A 19954-nucleotide genomic window follows, 5' to 3' on the forward strand; every position below is an offset into this window, starting at 1 on the left:
TCGGTACCGAGGTGCGCCACGAGCGCGGCGGGGGTCGGGTAGTCGAAGACGAGTGTGGCGGGCAGGCGCAGCTCGGTGGCCGCGTTGAGCCGGTCGCGGAACTCGACGGCGGTCAGTGAGTCGAACCCGAGCTCCTTGAACGCACGGTCGGGCACGACGGCATGTGCAGAGCTGTGGCCGAGCACCACGGCCACGTGGTTGAGCACGAGGTCCAGCAGCGCCTTCTCCCGCTCGGCCTCGGTCAGGCCGGCCAGCGACTGCGCCAGCGCGGACCGGGCGGCGGCGGACTCGGCGGTCCTGCGTGCCGTGCCGCGCACGAGACCGCGCAGGACGTGTGGCACGGGGTGGGAACGCGCCTGCCGTTGCAACGCGGGCAGGTTGAGGGGCACTGGTGCCAGTAGCGCGCGTCCTGTGGAGCCTGCCGCGTCGAACAGTGCCAAGCCCTCGGCCGAGCCGAGCGGGAGCATGGCGTTGTTGGCGATGGGCAGCGCGTCGTTCTCGTCCAGGTTGCCTGCCATGCCGCCTGTCTCGGCCCACGGGCCCCACGCCAGTGAGGTGGCGGGGAGACCGGTCGCCCTGCGGTGGTGGGCCAGCGTGTCGAGGAACGCGCTGGCCGCCGCGTAGTTGCCCTGGCCGGGGCCACCGAGGATGCCCGCCGCCGAGGAGAACAGCACAAACGCGGACAGGTCCAGGTCGCGGGTGAGCTCGTGCAGGTGCCACGCCGCATCGACCTTGGGCCGGAACACCGCGTCGACCTGGTTCGGGGTCAGCGAGCCGATGGTGCCGTCGTCCAGCACACCCGCGGTGTGCACCACGGCGGAGACCTGGTGCTCGGCCAACAGTCCTGTAACGGCCTCCCGGTCGGCTACATCACACGCCGCGAACGTCACCTCGGCGCCGTGCGCGGTGAGTTCGTCGCGCAGTTCTTCGGCACCCTCGGCCGCGGCGCCGCGCCTGCTCACCAGCAGCAGGTTTCGTACGCCTCGTTCCGTGACCAGGTGTCGGGCGACGAGGCCGCCCAGTGTGCCTGTCGCGCCGGTGATCAGCACCGCACCCGAACCGAAGCCGGGGTCGTCCACCACGGACTGCTTGACCCTGGCCAGACGCGGCGCACTGGCGACGCCGGAGCGGAGCGCCAACTGCGGCTCTCCAGTGGCCAGCGCGGAAGGCAGCGCATCGAGCGAGGTCGCTTCGTCGTCGAGGTCGACCAGGACGATCCGATCCGGGTTCTCCGACTGGGCGGATCGCACCAGGCCCCACACAACGGCGTGCGTGAGGTTCTGTACGTCCTCGTCGGCCGTGGTGGCGATCGCACCCTTGGTCACGATGGCCAGACGTGACCCGTCGAACCGCTCGTCGGCAAGCCAAGTCTGGACCGTGGTCAGCGCCCAGTGCGCCGCTTCATGCGCACCGGAGACCGGATCAGAGGCGGAGGTGATCGGGCACGGCAGGACGACGAAGTCGGGCAGTTCCGCCGACGGCGCCAGCGCCTGGCCGGTCCACTCGACCGTCGGGGCATCGCCATCAGACAGGGACACCGACATCCAGTCGACGCCGAACAGCGACTGCTGGTCCTGCCGCGACAGCGTCGCCGACATCGGGCGCAGCATCAGCGTGTCCACGGTCGCCACCGGAGCACCGGAGCCGTCCGCGATTGCCAACGACACCCCGTCCGACCCTGTGGGCGTCAACCGCACCCGCAGCACCGTCGCGCCCGAGGCGTGCAACCGCACCCCCGACCACGAGAAGGGCAGCTTGCCGGGAGCGTCGGCCTCGCCCATCAGCCCGATGGTGTGCAGCGTCGCCTCCAGCAGAGCCGGGTGCAGACCGAAACCCTCCGCCTTCACCCCGTCCGGCAGCGCGACCTCGGCGAACACCTCGTCCCCGCTGCGCCAAGCCGACCGCAGCCCCTGGAACACCGGCCCGTAGCCGAAACCGCCATCGGCCATGCGGTCGTAGAACCCGTCCAGGCCCACGATCTCCGCGCCTGCGGGCGGCCACTCGACCAGGGAAGCCCCACCAGAGCGACCCCCCGCGCCCAGCACACCGGTGGCGTGCCGGGTCCAGGAACGACCGTCGTCGATGTCACCCGCGCTGGAGTGGAAGGTCAGCTCGCGCCTGCCCGAGGAATCCTCGGCGCCGATCCACACCTGCACCCGCACCGAGCCGTTCTCCGGCAGGACAACAGGCGCCTCAAGCGTCAACTCCTCCACCAGGTCACACCCGACCTGGTCACCCGCCCGCACCGCCAACTCAACAAGCGCCGTACCGGGCAACAGCACCGAACCCTGGACCACAAAATCGGCCAGCCACGGGTGGGTCTGAACCGACAACCGGCCGGTCAGCAGCACACCATCGGTGCCGCCCACCGCGACAGCCGCGCCCAACAGCGGGTGCTCTGCCGAACCAAGTCCGGCAGCCGAGACATCACCGATCAGCGGCAGCAGGTCAGGCCAGAAGCGCTCGCGTTGGAACGCGTAGGTGGGCAGGTCCACCCGCCGGGCGCCACGACCGGTGAAGAACGCTTCCCAGTCCACCCGGACGCCGCGCACATGCAACTGGCCCGCGGCCGTGGTGGCAGCCACGGCCTCCGGCCGATCGCCGCGCAGCACCGGTACGAAGGCCGCCTCCGGAGCGGACTCCCGCCCCAGCGCCGACAGCGTCCCGCCCGGCCCCACCTCGACAAACGTCCCCACGCCTTCGTCCACGAGCGTGCTCACGGCGTCGGCGAACCGCACCGACTCCCGCACGTGTCGTACCCAGTACTCCGGCGAGGCCAACTCTTCGATGGTCGCCCGCGCACCGGTCAGCGTGGACACGATCGGGATCGCGGGCTCGCCGAACGACACCTCTTCCACGACCTGGCGGAAGTCGTCGAGCATCGGGTCCATCAGTGGCGAGTGGAACGCGTGACTGACGCGCAGCCGGGTCACCTTCCGGCCCGCCTCGCGCCACCGATCCGCGACCACCTCGACATCGGCAGCAACACCCGAGACGACCACCGAGTTCGGCCCGTTGACCGCGGCAACACCGACGGTCTCCGGTAGGTCCGGCGCGACCTCGGCCTCGGTTGCCTGGATCGCCACCATCGCACCGCCCTCGGGCAGTGCCTGCATCAGCGCACCGCGCGCCGACACCACCTTTGCGGCATCAGCCAGCGACCACACACCCGACACGTGGGCGGCGGCAAGTTCACCGATCGAGTGCCCGGCCAGCATGTCGGGCCGGACGCCCCAGGACTTGAGCAGGCGGAACAGGGCCACCTCGACCGCGAACAACGCAGGCTGCGTTACCCCGGTCTCGTTCAGCGCATCGGCGTCCTCGCCGAACATCACCTCACGCACTTGCGGGTCGAACTCGCCCAGCACAGCGTCAAGGGCCTCGGCGAAAACGGGGAACCGGCCAGCCAGCTCGCGGCCCATGCCGAGCCGCTGTGACCCCTGGCCCGAGAACAGGAAGCCCACCCGACCAGGCTCGTCGACCACTCCCGTGACCGCGGCACCGGTCGCCTGGCCTTCGGCCACAGCCGCCAAAGCCGCCAGGAACTCCGACCGGTCGGCGCCGACCACCACCGCACGGTGCTCCAGCACCGCCCGCGAGGACATCAGCGAACGGCCCACATCCGCTACGGCCAGCTCAGGAGTTGTGTCCACAAAAGACTTGAGCCGCGCGGCCTGCTCGCACAATGCCTCGGCACTCCGCGCCGACAGCGTCCACGGGACGACCGCGCCGACGGGCAACGGCTCCGGGACTTTCTCCTGCTCCACGATGGGAGCCTGCTCGATGATGGCGTGCGCGTTCGTCCCGCTCACGCCGAAGGAGGACACACCCGCTCGCCACGGCCGGTCCGTCTCCGGCCACGACCGGGATTCGGTCAGCAGCTCCACCGCGCCCGCGGACCAGTCCACGTGTGACGACGGCTCGTTCACGTGCAGGGTGGCCGGCAGCACGCCGTGCCGCATCGCCATCACCATCTTGATCACACCAGCCACACCGGCCGCGGCCTGGGTGTGACCGATATTCGACTTCACCGATCCCAGCCATAGCGGCTCACCGGTGCGGTCCTGGCCGTAGGTGGCCAGCAGGGCCTGTGCCTCGATGGGGTCACCCAAGGTGGTGCCGGTGCCGTGCGCCTCCATCGCGTCCACATCGGACGGAGTGAGACCCGCACTGGCCAACGCCTGCCGGATCACCCGCTGCTGCGACGGACCGTTCGGCGCGGTGAGGCCGTTGGAAGCGCCGTCCTGGTTCACTGCGGACCCGCGGACCACCGCGAGCACCTGGTGGCCGTTGCGTTGGGCGTCCGACAGTCGCTCGACGAGCAGCATGCCGACGCCTTCGCCCCAGCCCGTGCCGTCCGCGCTGTCGGAGAACGCCTTGCAGCGGCCGTCCACCGACAGCCCGCGCTGGCGGCTGAACTCGATGAACGCACCCGGTGTCGACATCACCGTGACACCGCCGACCAGTGCCAGTTCACACTCGCCCTTGTGCAGCGCCTGGCTCGCCCAGTGCAGTGCGACCAGGGAGGATGAGCACGCCGTGTCCACCGTGACGGCGGGGCCTTCAAGACCGAAGGTGTAGGACAGCCGACCGGAGATGACACTCGCCGCATTGCCGGTGCCCGCATACCCTTCCACGCTCTCCTGCGCGGCCATCAACAATGCCCCGTAGTCCTGGCCGTTGGTGCCGACGAAGACACCGGACCGGCTGCCCCGTATCGAGTTCGGGTCGATACCGGCCCGCTCGAAGGCTTCCCAGGAGGTTTCGAGTAGCAGTCGCTGTTGCGGGTCCATGGCCAGCGCCTCGCGGGGCGAGATGCCGAAGAACGCCGGGTCGAAGTCCGCCACATGGTCGAGGAAGGCGCCCATGCGGCTGTAGGTGGTGCCCGAGTGGTCGGGGTCCGGGTCGTACAGGGACTCCACGTCCCAGCCGCGGTCGGTGGGGAACTCCGAGACCGCGTCTGTGCCTTCGGCAACGAGGCGCCACAGGTCCTCGGGTGATTCGACCCCGCCGGGGAAGCGGCAGCTCATACCGACGATGGCGATCGGCTCGTCGGTCACAGTCACTGTGGGGCTGTCGGCAACGACATCGATCACCCCACCCAGCAGTTCGGCACCCAGGTGTGCTGCGAGTGCGGCGGGGGTCGGGTAGTCGAAGACCAGGGTGGCGGGCAGGGTCAACTCGGTGGCGGTGTTGAGCCGGTTGCGCAGTTCGACAGAGCTGAGCGAGTCGAAGCCCAGGTCCTTGAACGCGCGGTCGGGCGCGATGGCGTGCGCCGAGCTGTGGCCGAGGACCACGGCAACCTGGCTGAGGACCAGGCCCAGCAGTGCCTTCTCGCGCTCCGCGGCGGTCATGCCCGCCAGTGACCGCGCCAGCGCGGATCCGGCGACGGACCCGGCCTCGGCAGTCCTGCGCGCGGTGCCACGGATCAGACCGCGCAGCATGTGTGGCACAGGCTGGGAACGCGCCTGCCGATGCAGCACGGGTATGTCCAGGGGCACCGGTGCCAGCAGCGCGCGCCCCGTGGAGCCCGCCGCGTCGAAGAGAGACAGGCCGTCCTCGGAGGACAGCGGAACCATGCCGCCCCTCGACATCCGCCGCACATCGGCCTCATCCAGGCTGCCTGCCATACCGCTGGCATCCGCCCACAGACCCCATGCCAGGGAGGTGGCGGGCAGGCCGGCAGCGCGGCGATGCTGTGCGAGCGCGTCCAGGAAGGTGTTCGCCGCCGCGTAGTTGCCCTGGCCAGGCCCACCGAGGACGCCCGCCACCGAGGAGAACAGCACGAACGCCGACAGGTCGTGGGTGAGCTCGTGCAGGTTCCAGGCCGCGTCGACCTTCGGGCGGAACACATCGTCGATCCGGTCCGGGGTCAGCGAGCCGATGGTGGCGTCGTCCAGTACGCCCGCGGTGTGGACCACGGCGGAGACCTGGTGTTCGGCCAGCAGACCCGCGACGGCCTCCCGGTCGGCTACGTCACACGCCGCGAACGTCACCTCGGCGCCCTGCGCGGTGAGTTCGTCGCGCAGTTCCTCGGTGCCCTTGGCCGCGGCGCCGCGCCTGCTCACCAGCAGCAGGCTCCGTACGCCCCGTTCCGCGACCAGGTGTCGGGCGACGAGGCCGCCCAGTGTGCCTGTCGCGCCGGTGATCAGCACCGCACCCGAACCGAAGCCGGGGTCGTCCACCACCGACTGCTTGACCCTGGCCAGGCGCGGCGCGCTGGCGGCGCCGGAGCGCAGCGCCAACTGCGGTTCTCCGGTGGCCAATGCGGAAGGCAGTACATCGAGCGAGGTCGCTTCGTCGTCGAGGTCGACCAGGACGATCCGGTCCGGGTTCTCCGACTGGGCGGACCGCACCAGGCCCCACACCGCCGCCTGCGCGATGTCCCGCAGGTCCTCGTCGGCTGTGGTGGTGATCGCACCGCTGGTCACGATGGCCAGACGCGCCGTGTCGGACCGCTCGTCGGCGAGCCAGTTCTGGATCGTGTTCAGCGCCCAGTGCGCTGCCTCATGGGCACCGGACACCGGATCGGACCCAGAGGTGATCGGGCACGAAAGGACGACGAAGTCGGACAGTTCCGCCGACGGGGATAGCGACTCCAGGTCGGTCCACTCGACCGTCGGGACGTCGTCGTCAGTCAGAGGCATCGACACCCAGTCGATGCCGAACAGCGCGTCGCTCCGGTTGTCACCGGCCAGCTGTTCCAACGAGACGGGGCGCAGCACCAGCGAGTCGATCGTGGCCACCGGAGCACCGGAGCCGTCCGCGATCGCCAACGACACCTCGTCCGATCCCGCAGGCGTCAACCGCACCCGCAGCACCGTCGCGCCCGAGGCGTGCAACCGCACCCCCGACCACGCAAACGGCAACCGACCAGAACCACCGTCGCCGTCCGCCAAGCCGATCGTGTGCAGCGTCGCGTCCAGCAGGGCCGGGTGCAGACCGAAACCGTCCACACTCACACCCTCGGGCAGGGCGACCTCGGCGAACATCTCGTCGCCCTTGTGCCAGGCCGACCGCAGCCCCTGGAATGCCGGCCCGTAGTCGAAACCGTCGTCGGCCATGCCATCGTAGAACCCGTCCAGGCCCACGACCTCCGCGCTTGCGGGCGGCCATTCGACCAGGGAAGTCCCACCGGAGCGGCCTCCCGCGGCCAGCACACCGGTGGCGTGTCGGGTCCACGACCGGTCGTCGTCGCCCGCGCTGGAATAGAAGGTCAGCTCGCGCTTGCCCGAGGAGTCCTCGGCACCGATCCACACCTGCACCCGCACCGAGCCGTTCTCCGGCAGGACGAGAGGCGTCTCTAGAGTCAGCTCCTCCACCAGGTCACACCCGACCTGGTCCCCGGCACGCACCGCCAGCTCGACAAACGCCGTACCGGGCAACAGCACCGAACCCTGGACCACGTAATCGGCCAGCCACGGGTGGCTCTGGACCGACAACCGGCCGGTCAGCAGCACACCATCGGTGTCGCCCACCGCGACAGTCGCACCAAGCAACGGGTGCTCTGCCGCACCGAGCCCGGCCGCCGAGACATCACCGACCAGCGGCAGTACCTCAGGCCAGAAGCGCTCGTGTTGGAACGCGTAGGTGGGCAGGTCCACCCGCCGGGCGCCACGACCGGTGAAGAAGGCTTCCCAGTCCAGCCGCACACCCTGTGTGCACAGCTGTGCCACCGCGGATATCAGCGCGGACTCCTCCGGGCGGTCGGTCCGCAGCACCGGTACGAATCCGGCGTCCGGCGCGGACTCCTGGCCGAGTGCCGAAAGCGTTCCGCCCGGCCCGACCTCGACAAACGTCGCCACACCCTCGTTCACGAGCGTGCTCACGGCGTCGGCGAACCGCACCGACTCCCGCACATGCCGCACCCAGTACTCCGGCGAGGCCAACTCGTCGGCGGCCGCCCGCACACCGGTCAGCGTGGACACGATCGGGATAGCGGGTGCCTCGTAGGACACGCCTTCAAGGACCCGGCGGAACTCGTCGAGCATCGGGTCCATCAGCGGCGAGTGGAACGCGTGGCTGACCCGGAGCCGGGTCACCTTCCGGCCCGCCTCGCGCCACCGCTCCGCGACCGCCTCGACATCGGCGGCGACACCGGAGACGACCACCGACGTCGGCCCGTTCACCGCGGCAATGCCGACGGTGTCCGGCAGCTCGGGCGAGACCTCGGCTTCGGTTGCCTGGATCGCGACCATCGCGCCGCCCTCGGGCAGTGCCTGCATCAGCGCACCGCGCGCCGACACCACCTTTGCGGCATCGGCCAGCGACCAGACACCGGCCACGTGGGCGGCGGCCAGTTCGCCGATTGAGTGCCCGGCCAGCATGTCGGGCCGGACACCCCAGGATTTCAGCAGGCGGAACAGGGCCACCTCGACCGCGAACAGCGCGGGCTGTGTCACCCCGGTCTCGTTCAGTGCATCGGCGTCCTCGCCGAACAGCACCTCACGCACCGCCGGGTCGAATTCGCCCAGCACAGCGTCGAGCCCGTCGGCGAAGGCCGGGAATCGGGCAGCGAGTTCGCGCCCCATTCCGAGCCGCTGTGACCCCTGGCCCGAGAACAGGAAACCCACCCGGCCAGGCTCGTCAACGACCCCCGTCACCACAGCACCGGTCGCCTGACCCTCGGCCACAGCCGCCAAAGCGGCCAGCAGCTCCGACCGGTCGGCGGTGACCACCACCGCACGGTGCTCCAACGCCGACCGCGACGTCGCGAGCGAGTAAGCGACATCAACGGGCGCGTGCTCGTCCACGATGGACATCAGACGCTCAGCCTGGCCACGCAACGCGCCCTCGTCGCCCGCGGACAACACCCACGGCACCAGGCCGTCGTGCGCCGGCTCCGGAGCTTCCTCCTGCTCGACCGCGGGAGCCTGCTCGATGATGGCGTGTGCGTTCGTGCCGCTGAATCCGAACGACGACACACCGGCTCGCCACGGCCGGTCCACGGCAGGCCAGTCACGCTGGTCGGTGAGCAGTTCCACCGCGCCCGCGGACCAGTCCACGTGCGGGGAGGGCTCGTCCACGTGCAGGGTGCGGGGCAGCACACCGTGCCGCATGGCCAACACCATCTTGATCACACCGGCGACACCGGCCGCGGCCTGGGTGTGCCCGATGTTCGACTTGATCGAGCCGAGCCACAGCGGCTGGTCGGCGGGGCGGTCCTGGCCGTAGGTGGCCAGCAGTGCCTGCGCCTCGATCGGGTCACCCAGCTTCGTACCGGTGCCGTGCGCCTCGACCACGTCCACATCGGACGGAGCGAGCTGCGCACTGGCGAGGGCCTGCCGGATCACCCGCTGCTGCGACGGGCCGTTCGGTGCCGTCAGACCATTCGACGCGCCGTCCTGGTTCACCGCCGAACCGCGGATCACCGCCAGCACGGGGTGGCCGTTGCGCTGCGCGTCCGACAGCCGCTCCACGAACAGCATGCCGACACCCTCACCCCAACCGGTGCCGTCAGCGGCGGCGGCGAACGCCTTGCAGCGCCCATCCACCGCCAGCCCACGCTGGCGGCTGAACTCGATGAACGCACCCGGTGTGGACATCACGGTGACGCCGCCCGCGAGTGCGAGCGAGCACTCACCGGACCGCAGCGCCTGCACCGCCAAGTGCAGGGCGACCAGCGACGACGAACACGCCGTGTCCACCGTCACGGCGGGGCCTTCGAAGCCAAAGGTGTAGGAGAGCCGACCGGATGCCACGCTGGCCGCGTTACCGGTCGCCACATAACCACCGACGTCGGCGGCGGCCTCGCCCAGCACCAGCCCGTAGTCCTGCACGTTCGATCCCACGAAAACGCCGACCTGCTCACCGCGCAGTGACGCCGGGTCAACCCCAGCCCGCTCGAACGCCTCCCAGGAGGTCTCCAGCAGCAGCCGCTGCTGCGGGTCCATGGCCAGCGCTTCACGCGGTGAGATGCCGAAGAAGTCCGCGTCGAACCCGCTCACGTCCGACAGGAACGCGCCGGAACGCGAATATGAGGTCCCCACGCCATCCGGGTCGGGGTTGTACAGCGCTTCCAGATCCCAGCCACGATCGGTCGGGAATTGCGATACCGCGTCCTCGTCCGACAGCAGCACCTGCCACAGGTCCTCGGGGCTTGCCACGCCGCCGGGGTACCGGCATGCCATCGCCACGATCGCGATCGGCTCATCCGTCACACCAGAGACAGCCACAGGGGCAGTGGGGGAGGGGGCCACGTCCGCGCCGGAGAGTTCAATGCGCAGATAGGCGGCGAGTGCGGTGGCTGTCGGGTAGTCGAAGACCAGGGTGGCGGGAAGGGCGACACCGGTGGCTTCACTGAGCCGGGTGCGCAGTTCCATGGCCGTCAGCGAGTCGAAGCCCAACTCTCTGAAGGCGCGGGTCGCGGAGAACGCCTCACCGGACACATGACCGAGCACGGTGGCCGCTTCATAGCGGACCAAGTCGGTGAGCTGCCGCTCCTGCTCAGCCTCGTCCAAGCCGGCAAGCCGCTGTGCGAGAGCGGACGTGCTCTGCTCCGCCGGGGTGGCCTCGAACATGGCGCGGACCTCGGGCAGCTCGCCCAGCAGCGGGCTGGGCCGCTGTGCCATGAAGGTGCCTGCGAAGCGTTCCCAGTCGACATCGGCGACGACGATGTTCCCGTCGCCACGTTCCAGGGCGGTGGCCAGACCCACGATCGCGACGGCCGGGGCCATCGTCGGCAAGCCCCTGCGTCGCAAGTGCGTCGCCGCGTCCTGCCCGGCGTTCGCGACCATGCCGCCGTCGGCCCACGGACCCCATGCGACGGCGGTGGCGGGCAACCCAGCCGCCCTACGGTGCTCGGCCAGGGCGTCCAGGTAGGCGTTGGCGGCCGCGTACGCGCCCTGGCCACCACTGCCCCACACACCGGCGATCGACGAGAACAGGACGAACGCGTCCAACGGCGTTTCGCTCAGCAGGTCGTGCAGGTTCCTCGCACCGTCGACCTTGGCGGACAGCACATCGGCAAGTTCGCCCGCGTCGAGGTCGGCGAGTACGGCCGAGCGCTCGACACCGGCCGCGTGCACGACCGCGGTGAGCGGGAACTCGGCGGGCACCGAGGCGAGTACGTCTGCCAGCGCGTCCCGATTGGCGGCGTCACAGGCCGCGATCGTGACGCGGGCACCGAGCGCGGTCAGCTCCGCACGCAGCTCCTCCGCACCATCGGCTTCCAGCCCACGCCTGCTGGTCAGCAGCAGGTGCTCGGCACCCTTCGCCACCAGCCACCTGGCGACGTGCGCACCGAGCGCGCCGGTACCGCCGGTGACCAGGACCGTCCCGCGTGGCGACCAACTTGCCCCGGACGCCTTGCCCAGCGGTGCGGGCAGCAGCCTGCGACCCAGAACCTCACCACCGCGCAGGGCAACCTGGTCTTCGCCGGTGGTTCCGGCAAGCACCGTGGCCAGCAGATCGCCGGTCGCCTCGTCCTGCGCGTCGGGCAGGTCGACCAGGCCGCCCCAGCGGCCGGGGTGCTCCAGCGCGGCCACCCGGCCCAGACCCCACACCATCGACTGCTCGAACCCGGCAACCACGTCATCCGCGGCCGCCGACACCGCACCCGATGTCACACACCACAACGGCGCCCGCACATCCGCAGCACCGAGCGCACACAGCAGACCAACCGTGGCCTGGACACCCGTGGTGAGTCCCAGCAGCGAGACGACTCCGTGAAGTGCGGGCAGTTCGGTCAGCTGCTCCGCCCAGTTGACGGCTTGCGGGTCCATGTGCAGGACGTGTGCTTCCGCGCCGTTCCGGGCCAGCGCGTCACGCACCCACTCGGCCCGGTCCTCACCGGGCCGCGCCACAACCAGCCAGGCACCGTCCAGCTGCCCGGACCCGACAGTCACCGGCCGCCACTCGACCCGATACCGCCAACCATCCACAGCGGATCGACCCTGCTGCTCCTTACGCCAGGCGGAGAGCCTGGGCAGCACAGCACTCAGCGGATCGTCGGACGACACATCCAACGTACGGGCGAGATCAGCGATGTCGCCATCCTCGACCGCCTCCCAGAACCGCGACTCCACCGGAGACATCCGCTCAGTGCGCTCGTCGGCGGGCATGTCCAGCCAGTAGCGCTGATGCTGGAAGGCGTACGTCGGCAGGTCGACCCGCCGGGCCCCGCTGTCTGCGAAGTAGGCGGTCCAGTCAACCGCCACGCCCTGCGTGTGCAACGCGGCGACGGTGGTGATGAGGGCGGTCTCCTCGGGCCTGTCCGCACGCAACGCGGGCAGGAACACCGCGTCGGGTGCGCTGCCGAGGCCGAGAGCGGCCAGTGTCCCACCCGGCCCGATCTCGACGAACAACTCGGCACCCTGCTCGCGCAGTGCCACGACCGCATCGTGGAACCGCACCGACTCGCGCACGTGCCGCACCCAGTACTCCGGCGAGGCGAGCTCTTCGGCGGTGGCCAACCGACCCGTCAGCGTCGACACGATCGGGATCTCGGGTTCACCACACTCGATTCCCTCGACCACCGCGCGGAACTCGTCCAGCATCGGGTCCATCAGCGGCGAGTGGAACGCATGGCTCACCCGCAGCCGGGTCACCTTCCGACCCGCCTCACGCCACCGCTCCGCGACCGCCTCAACATCGGCGGCAACACCCGAAACGACCACCGACGTCGGCCCGTTGACCGCCGCGATCCCCACGGTGTCAGGCAGCTCGGGCGCGACCTCGGCCTCGGTTGCCTGGATCGCCATCATCGCGCCACCTGACGGCAGCGCCTGCATCAACCCGGCACGAGCGGATACCACCTTGGCGGCATCGGCCAACGACCACACCCCGGACACGTGCGCGGCGGCCAGCTCACCGATCGAGTGCCCGGCCAACATGCCAGGGCGGACGCCCCAGGACTCCAGCAGTCGGAACAGCGCCACCTCGATCGCGAACAACGCGGGCTGTGTCACCCCGGTCTCGTTCAGCGCATCGGCGTCCTCGCCGAACAGCACCTCACGCACCTGCGGGTCGAACGCGCCCAGCGCCTCGTCCAACGCGTTGGCGAACACCGGGAATCGGGCAGCGAGTTCGCGGCCCATTCCGAGCCGCTGCGACCCCTGGCCCGAGAACAAGAAGCCCAGCAACCCGGTGGCGACAGTACCCGCCAGAACACCCGCCGCCTGCCTGCCCTCGGCCAGCGCGGTCAGAGCGGTCAGCCGAGCCGCCGGATCATCCGCAAGGACAACCGCGCGGTGTTCCAGGGACGCCCGTGTTGTCGCGAGTGAGAAGCCGACATCCACAGGGTGCAGACCCACCACACCGTCGCGGAGCCGCTCAGCCTGATACCGCAGCGCCTCCGCACTCTGAGCCGACAGCACCCACGGCACCAGCCCGGCCGGCTCGGACGCCACAACGGGAGCCGACTCCTCAAACTCCGGGGCCTGCTCGATGATGGTGTGCGCGTTCGTGCCACTCACGCCGAAGGAGGACACACCCGCTCGCCACGGCCGGTCCGTCTCCGGCCACGACCGGGATTCGGTCAGCAGCTCCACCGCGCCCGCGGACCAGTCCACGTGTGACGACGGCTCGTTCACGTGCAGGGTGGCCGGCAGCACGCCGTGCCGCATCGCCATCACCATCTTGATCACACCAGCCACACCGGCCGCGGCCTGGGTGTGACCGATATTCGACTTCACCGATCCCAGCCATAGCGGCTCACCGGTGCGGTCCTGGCCGTAGGTGGCCAGCAGGGCCTGTGCCTCGATGGGGTCACCCAAGGTGGTGCCGGTGCCGTGCGCCTCCATCGCGTCCACATCGGACGGAGTGAGACCCGCACTGGCCAACGCCTGCCGGATCACCCGCTGCTGCGACGGACCGTTCGGCGCGGTGAGGCCGTTGGAAGCGCCGTCCTGGTTCACCGCGGAACCCCGGACCACCGCGAGCACCTGGTGGCCGTTGCGTTGGGCGTCCGACAGTCGCTCGACGAGCAGCATGCCGACGCCCTCGCCCCAACCGGTGCCATCGGCGCCGTCGGCGAACGCCTTGCAGCGGCCGTCCACCGACAGCCCGCGCTGGCGGCTGAACTCGATGAACGAGCTCGGTGTCGACATCACCGTGACACCGCCGACCAGTGCCAGTTCACACTCGCCCTTGTGCAGCGCCTGCACCGCGAGATGCAGCGCCACCAGCGACGACGAACACGCCGTGTCGACCGTCACCGCGGGGCCTTCAAGGCCGAACGTGTAGGAGAGCCGACCGGAGATGACGCTCGCCGAGATGCCGGTGCCCGCGTATCCCTCGACGGTCTCCTGCGCGGCCATCAACAGCGCCGCGTAGTCTTGCCCGTTGGTGCCGACGAAGACACCGGACCGGCTGCCCCGTATCGAGTTCGGGTCGATACCCGCCCGCTCGAAGGCTTCCCAGGAGGTTTCGAGTAGCAGTCGCTGCTGCGGGTCCATGGCCAGCGCCTCGCGGGGCGAGATGCCGAAGAACGCCGGGTCGAAGTCCGCCACATGGTCGAGGAAGGCGCCCATGCGGCTGTAGGTGGTGCCCGAGTGGTCGGGGTCCGGGTCGTACAGGGACTCCACGTCCCAGCCGCGGTCGGTGGGGAACTCCGAGACCGCGTCTGTGCCTTCGGCAACGAGGCGCCACAGGTCCTCGGGTGATTCGACCCCGCCGGGGAAGCGGCAGCTCATACCGACGATGGCGATCGGCTCGTCGGTCACAGTCACTGTGGGGCTGTCGGCAACGACATCGATCACCCCACCCAGCAGTTCGGCACCCAGGTGTGCTGCGAGTGCGGCGGGGGTCGGGTAGTCGAAGACCAGGGTGGCGGGCAGGGTCAACTCGGTGGCGGTGTTGAGCCGGTTGCGCAGTTCGACAGAGCTGAGCGAGTCGAAGCCCAGGTCCTTGAACGCGCGGTCGGGCGCGATGGCGTGCGCCGAGCTGTGGCCGAGGACCACGGCAACCTGGCTGAGGACCAGGTCCAGCAGTGCCTTCTCGCGCTCCGCGGCGGTCATGCCCGCCAGTGACCGCGCCAGCGCGGATCCGGCGACGGACCCGGCCTCGGCAGTCCTGCGCGCGGTGCCACGGACCAGACCGCGCAGCATGTGTGGCACAGGCTGGGAACGCGCCTGCCGATGCAGCACGGGTATGTCCAGGGGCACCGGTGCCAGCAGCGCGCGCCCCGTGGAGCCCGCCGCGTCGAACAGCGACAGGCCCTCGGCCGCGCCGATCGGAATCATGCCACCGCTGGTGATCCGCCGCACATCGGCCTCATCCAGGCTGCCTGCCATACCGCTGGCATCCGCCCACAGACCCCATGCCAGGGAGGTGGCGGGCAGGCCGGCAGCGCGGCGATGCTGTGCGAGCGCGTCCAGGAAGGTGTTCGCCGCCGCGTAGTTGCCCTGGCCGGCGCTGCCGAACACACCGGCGGTGGAGGAGAACAGCACGAACGCCGACAGGTCGCGGGTGAGCTCGTGGAGGTGCCAGGCCGCGTCGACCTTGGGCCGGAACACATCGTCGATCCGGTCCGGAGTCAGCGAGCCGATGGTGGCGTCGTCCAGTACGCCCGCGGTGTGGACCACGGCGGAGACCTGGTGTTCGGCCAGCAGACCCGCGACGGCCTCCCGGTCGGCTACGTCACACGCCGCGAACGTCACCTCGGCGCCCAGAGCGACCAGTTCGTCGCGCAGTTCCTCGGCGCCCTTGGCCGCGGCGCCGCGCCTGCTCACCAGCAGCAGGCTCCGCACACCTCGCTCCGCGACCAGGTGTCGGGCGACGAGGCCGCCCAGCGTGCCTGTCGCGCCGGTGATCAGCACCGCACCCGAACCGAAGCCGGGGTCGTCCACCACCGACTGCTTGACCCTGGCCAGACGCGGCGCGCTGGCGGCGCCGGAGCGCAGCGCCAACTGCGGTTCTCCGGTGGCCAATGCGGAAGGCAGTACATCGAGCGAGGTCGCTTCGTCGTCGAGGTCGACCAGGACGATCCGGTCCGGGTTCTCCGACTGGGCGGACCGCACCAGGCCCCACACCGCCGCCTGCGCGATGTCCCGCAGGTCCTCGTCGGCTGTGGTGGCGATCGCACCGCTGGTCACGATGGCCAGACGCGCCGTGTCGGACCGCTCGTCGGCGAGCCAGTTCTGGATCGCGTTCAGCGCCCAGTGCGCTGCCTCATGGGCACCGGACACCGGATCGGACCCAGAGGTGATCGGGCACGAAAGGACGACGAAGTCGGACAGTTCCGCCGACGGGGATAGCGACTCCAGGTCGGTCCACTCGACCGTCGGGACGTCGTCGTCAGACAGAGGCACCGACACCCAGTCGATGCCGAACAGCGCGTCGCTCCGGTTGTCACCGGCCAGCTGTTCCAACGAGACGGGGCGCAGCACCAGCGAGTCGATCGTGGCCACCGGAGCACCGGAGCCGTCCGCGATCGCCAACGACACCTCGTCCGATCCCGCAGGCGTCAACCGCACCCGCAGCACCGTCGCGCCCGAGGCGTGCAACCGCACCCCCGACCACGAGAAGGGCAGCTTGCTGAGAGCGTCGGCCTCGCCCATCAGCCCGATGGTGTGCAGCGTCGCGTCCAGCAGGGCCGGGTGCAGACCGAAACCGTCCACACTCACACCCTCGGGCAGGGCGATCTCGGCGAACATCTCGTCGCCCTTGCGCCAGGCCGACCGCAGCCCCTGGAATGCCGGCCCGTAGCCGTAGCCCAGCTCCGCCAGCTGGTCGTAGGCTCCGTCCAGCTCCATGACCTCCGCGCTTGCGGGCGGCCATTCGACCAGGGAAGCCCCACCGGAGCGGCCTCCCGCGGCCAGCACACCGGTGGCGTGTCGGGTCCACGACCGGTCGTCGTCGCCCGCGCTGGAATAGAAGGTCAGCTCGCGCTTGCCCGAGGAGTCCTCGGCACCGATCCACACCTGCACCCGCACCGAGCCGTTCTCCGGCAGGACGAGAGGCGTCTCTAGAGTCAACTCCTCCACCAGGTCACACCCGACCTGGTCCCCGGCACGCACCGCCAGCTCGACAAACGCCGTACCGGGCAACAGCACCGAACCCTGGACCACGTAATCGGCCAGCCACGGGTGGCTCTGGACCGACAACCGGCCGGTCAGCAGCACACCATCGGTGTCGCCCACCGCGACGGTCGCACCAAGCAACGGGTGCTCTGCCGCACCGAGCCCGGCCGCCGAGACATCACCGACCAGCGGAAGCACGTCCAGCCAGTAGCGCTCGCGCTGGAACGCGTACGTCGGCAGATCCGCCCGCCGAGCCCCGCTGCCCTCGAAGTAGGCGACCCAGTCCACATGGGCACCCCGCACATGCGCTTCCGCGATCGCGGCGGTCAGCGCGGACTCCTCCGGGCGGTCGGTCCGCAGCACCGGCACGAACCCGGCGTCGGGTGCGGTCTCCTGCCCCAGGGCCGACAGCGTCCCACCCGGCCCAACCTCAACGAACGTGGTCACGCCCTCGTCCCGCAACGTGCTCACGGCGTCGGCGAACCGCACCGACTCCCGCACATGCCGCACCCAGTACTCCGCCGAGGCGAGTTCTTCGGCGGTGGCCACCTGACCCGTCAGTGTCGACACGATGGGAATCTCAGGCGCCTCGTAGGACACGCCTTCCAGCACCCGGCGGAACTCGTCCAGCATCGGGTCCATCAGCGGCGAGTGGAACGCGTGACTGACGCGCAGGCGGCTCACCTTCCGACCCGCCGCACGCCACCGCTCGGAAACGGCCTCCACGTCGGCGGCGACACCGGAGACGACCACTGACGTCGGCCCGTTCACCGCGGCAATGCCCACGGTCTCCGACAGATCCGGCGCGACCTCGGCCTCGGTTGCCTGGATCGCCACCATCGCGCCGCCCTCGGGCAGCGCCTGCATCAGCGCACCGCGCGCCGACACCACCTTTGCGGCATCAGCCAGCGACCAGACACCAGCCACATGAGCCGCGGCCAACTCACCGATCGAGTGTCCCGCCAGCACATCCGGCCGGACTCCCGACGACTCCAGCAGGCGGAAGAGCGCCACCTCGACCGCGAACAGCGCGGGCTGTGTCACCCCGGTCTCGTTCAGTGCATCGGCGTCCTCGCCGAACAGCACCTCACGCACCTGCGGATCAAACTGGCCCAGCGCCTCGTCCAACGCCTCGGCGAAGACCGGATACCGGGCGGCCAGCTCGCGGCCCATTCCGAGCCGCTGCGACCCCTGGCCCGAGAACAGGAAACCTAACAACCCGGTGGCGACGGAACCCGTCAGAACACCCGCCACCTCCCTGCCCTCGGCCAGGGCGGTCAGAGCGGTCAGTCGAGCCTCCGGATCATCCGCAAGGACAACCGCGCGGTGTTCCAGCGACGCTCGTGTGGTCGCGAGTGAGAAGCCGACATCCACAGGGTCCAGACCGACCACACCGTCGCGGAGCCGCTCAGCCTGATACCGCAGCGCCTCCGCACTCCGGGCCGACAGCACCCACGGCACCAGCCCCTCACCCGACGGCTCCCGAGCTTCCTCCTGCTCGACTGCGGGAGCCTGCTCGATGATGGTGTGCGCGTTCGTGCCACTCACGCCGAAGGACGACACACCCGCTCGCCACGGCCGGTCCGTCTCCGGCCACGACCGGGACTCGGTCAGCAGCTCCACCGCGCCCGCGGACCAGTCCACATGTGACGACGGCTCGTCCACGTGCAGGGTGGCCGGCAGCACACCGTGCCGCATCGCCATCACCATCTTGATCACACCGGCCACGCCCGCGGCCGCCTGCGTGTGGCCGATGTTCGACTTCACCGATCCCAGCCACAGCGGCTCACCGGTGCGGTCCTGGCCGTAGGTGGCCAGCAGGGCCTGTGCCTCGATGGGGTCGCCGAGCGTGGTGCCGGTGCCGTGTGCCTCCATCGCGTCCACATCGGACGGAGTGAGACCCGCACTGGCCAACGCCTGCCGGATCACCCGCTGCTGCGAGGGACCGTTCGGCGCCGTCAAACCATTCGACGCACCGTCCTGGTTCACCGCGGAACCCCGCACCACCGCCAGCACCTGGTGGCCGTTGCGCTGCGCGTCCGACAGCCGCTCCACGAGCAGCATGCCGACACCCTCACCCCAACCGGTGCCATCGGCGCTCTCGGCGAACGCCTTGCACCGACCGTCCGGGGCAAGGCCACGCTGCCTGCTGAACTCGATGAAGGAGCCCGGTGTCGACATCACCGTGACACCGCCGACCAGTGCCAGTTCACACTCGCCCTTGTGCAGCGCCTGCACCGCGAGATGCAGCGCCACCAGCGACGACGAACACGCCGTGTCGACCGTCACCGCGGGGCCTTCAAGGCCGAACGTGTAGGAGAGCCGACCGGAGATGACGCTCGCCGAGATGCCGGTGCCCGCGTATCCCTCGACAGTCTCCTGCGCGGCCATCAACAGCGCCGCGTAGTCCTGCCCGTTGGTGCCGACGAAGACACCGGACCGGCTGCCCCGCACCGAGTTCGGGTCGATACCCGCCCGCTCGAACGCCTCCCAGGAGGTCTCCAGCAGCAGTCGCTGCTGCGGGTCCATCGCCAACGCCTCACGCGGCGAAATCCCGAAGAACCCCGGGTCGAACTCCAACGCGTCGTGCAGGAAGCCACCTTCACGCGCGTAGGTGGTGCCCGAGTGCTCGGGGTCCGGGTCGTACAGCGACTCCACGTCCCAACCCCGGTTGGTGGGGAACCCGGACACCGCGTCCGCACCGGACTCGACAAGACGCCACAGGTCCTCCGGCGACTCGACCCCACCGGGGAAACGGCAGCTCATGCCGACGATCGCGATCGGCTCGCTGGCCTTCTCCTCGACTTCGCGAAGCCGTTGCCTGGTCTGCCGCAGGTCCGCGGTCAGGCGCTTCAGGTAGTCGAGGACCTTGTCGTCGTTCGACATGTGCTTGCTACCCCTCCGGGTGAGAGTCCGTACCCGTGTTGATGAGAGTCCGTGCCGGCTGATCTGGGTCAGAGTCCGTACGGGCTGATCTGGCTAAGAGCCCGTAT

Annotated in this window: 1 protein-coding gene (cut by a window edge); it reads right to left on the reverse strand. The window is 70.1% G+C overall.

The genetic code is table 11. The features are described 5' to 3' along the window. Positions 1 to 19847, reverse strand: partial view of a type I polyketide synthase gene (locus AC4BEG_RS31740; RefSeq protein ID WP_490703101.1) — the 5' portion only. 4756 nt of this gene lie to the left of the window's left edge; 19847 of the gene's 24603 nt are visible here — the first part of the coding sequence; its start codon is at positions 19845 to 19847; its stop codon lies off the left edge, out of view. Positions 19848 to 19954: the final 107 nt, after the last annotated feature.

The organism is Streptomyces sp. JLBJ103, assembly GCF_058215575.1.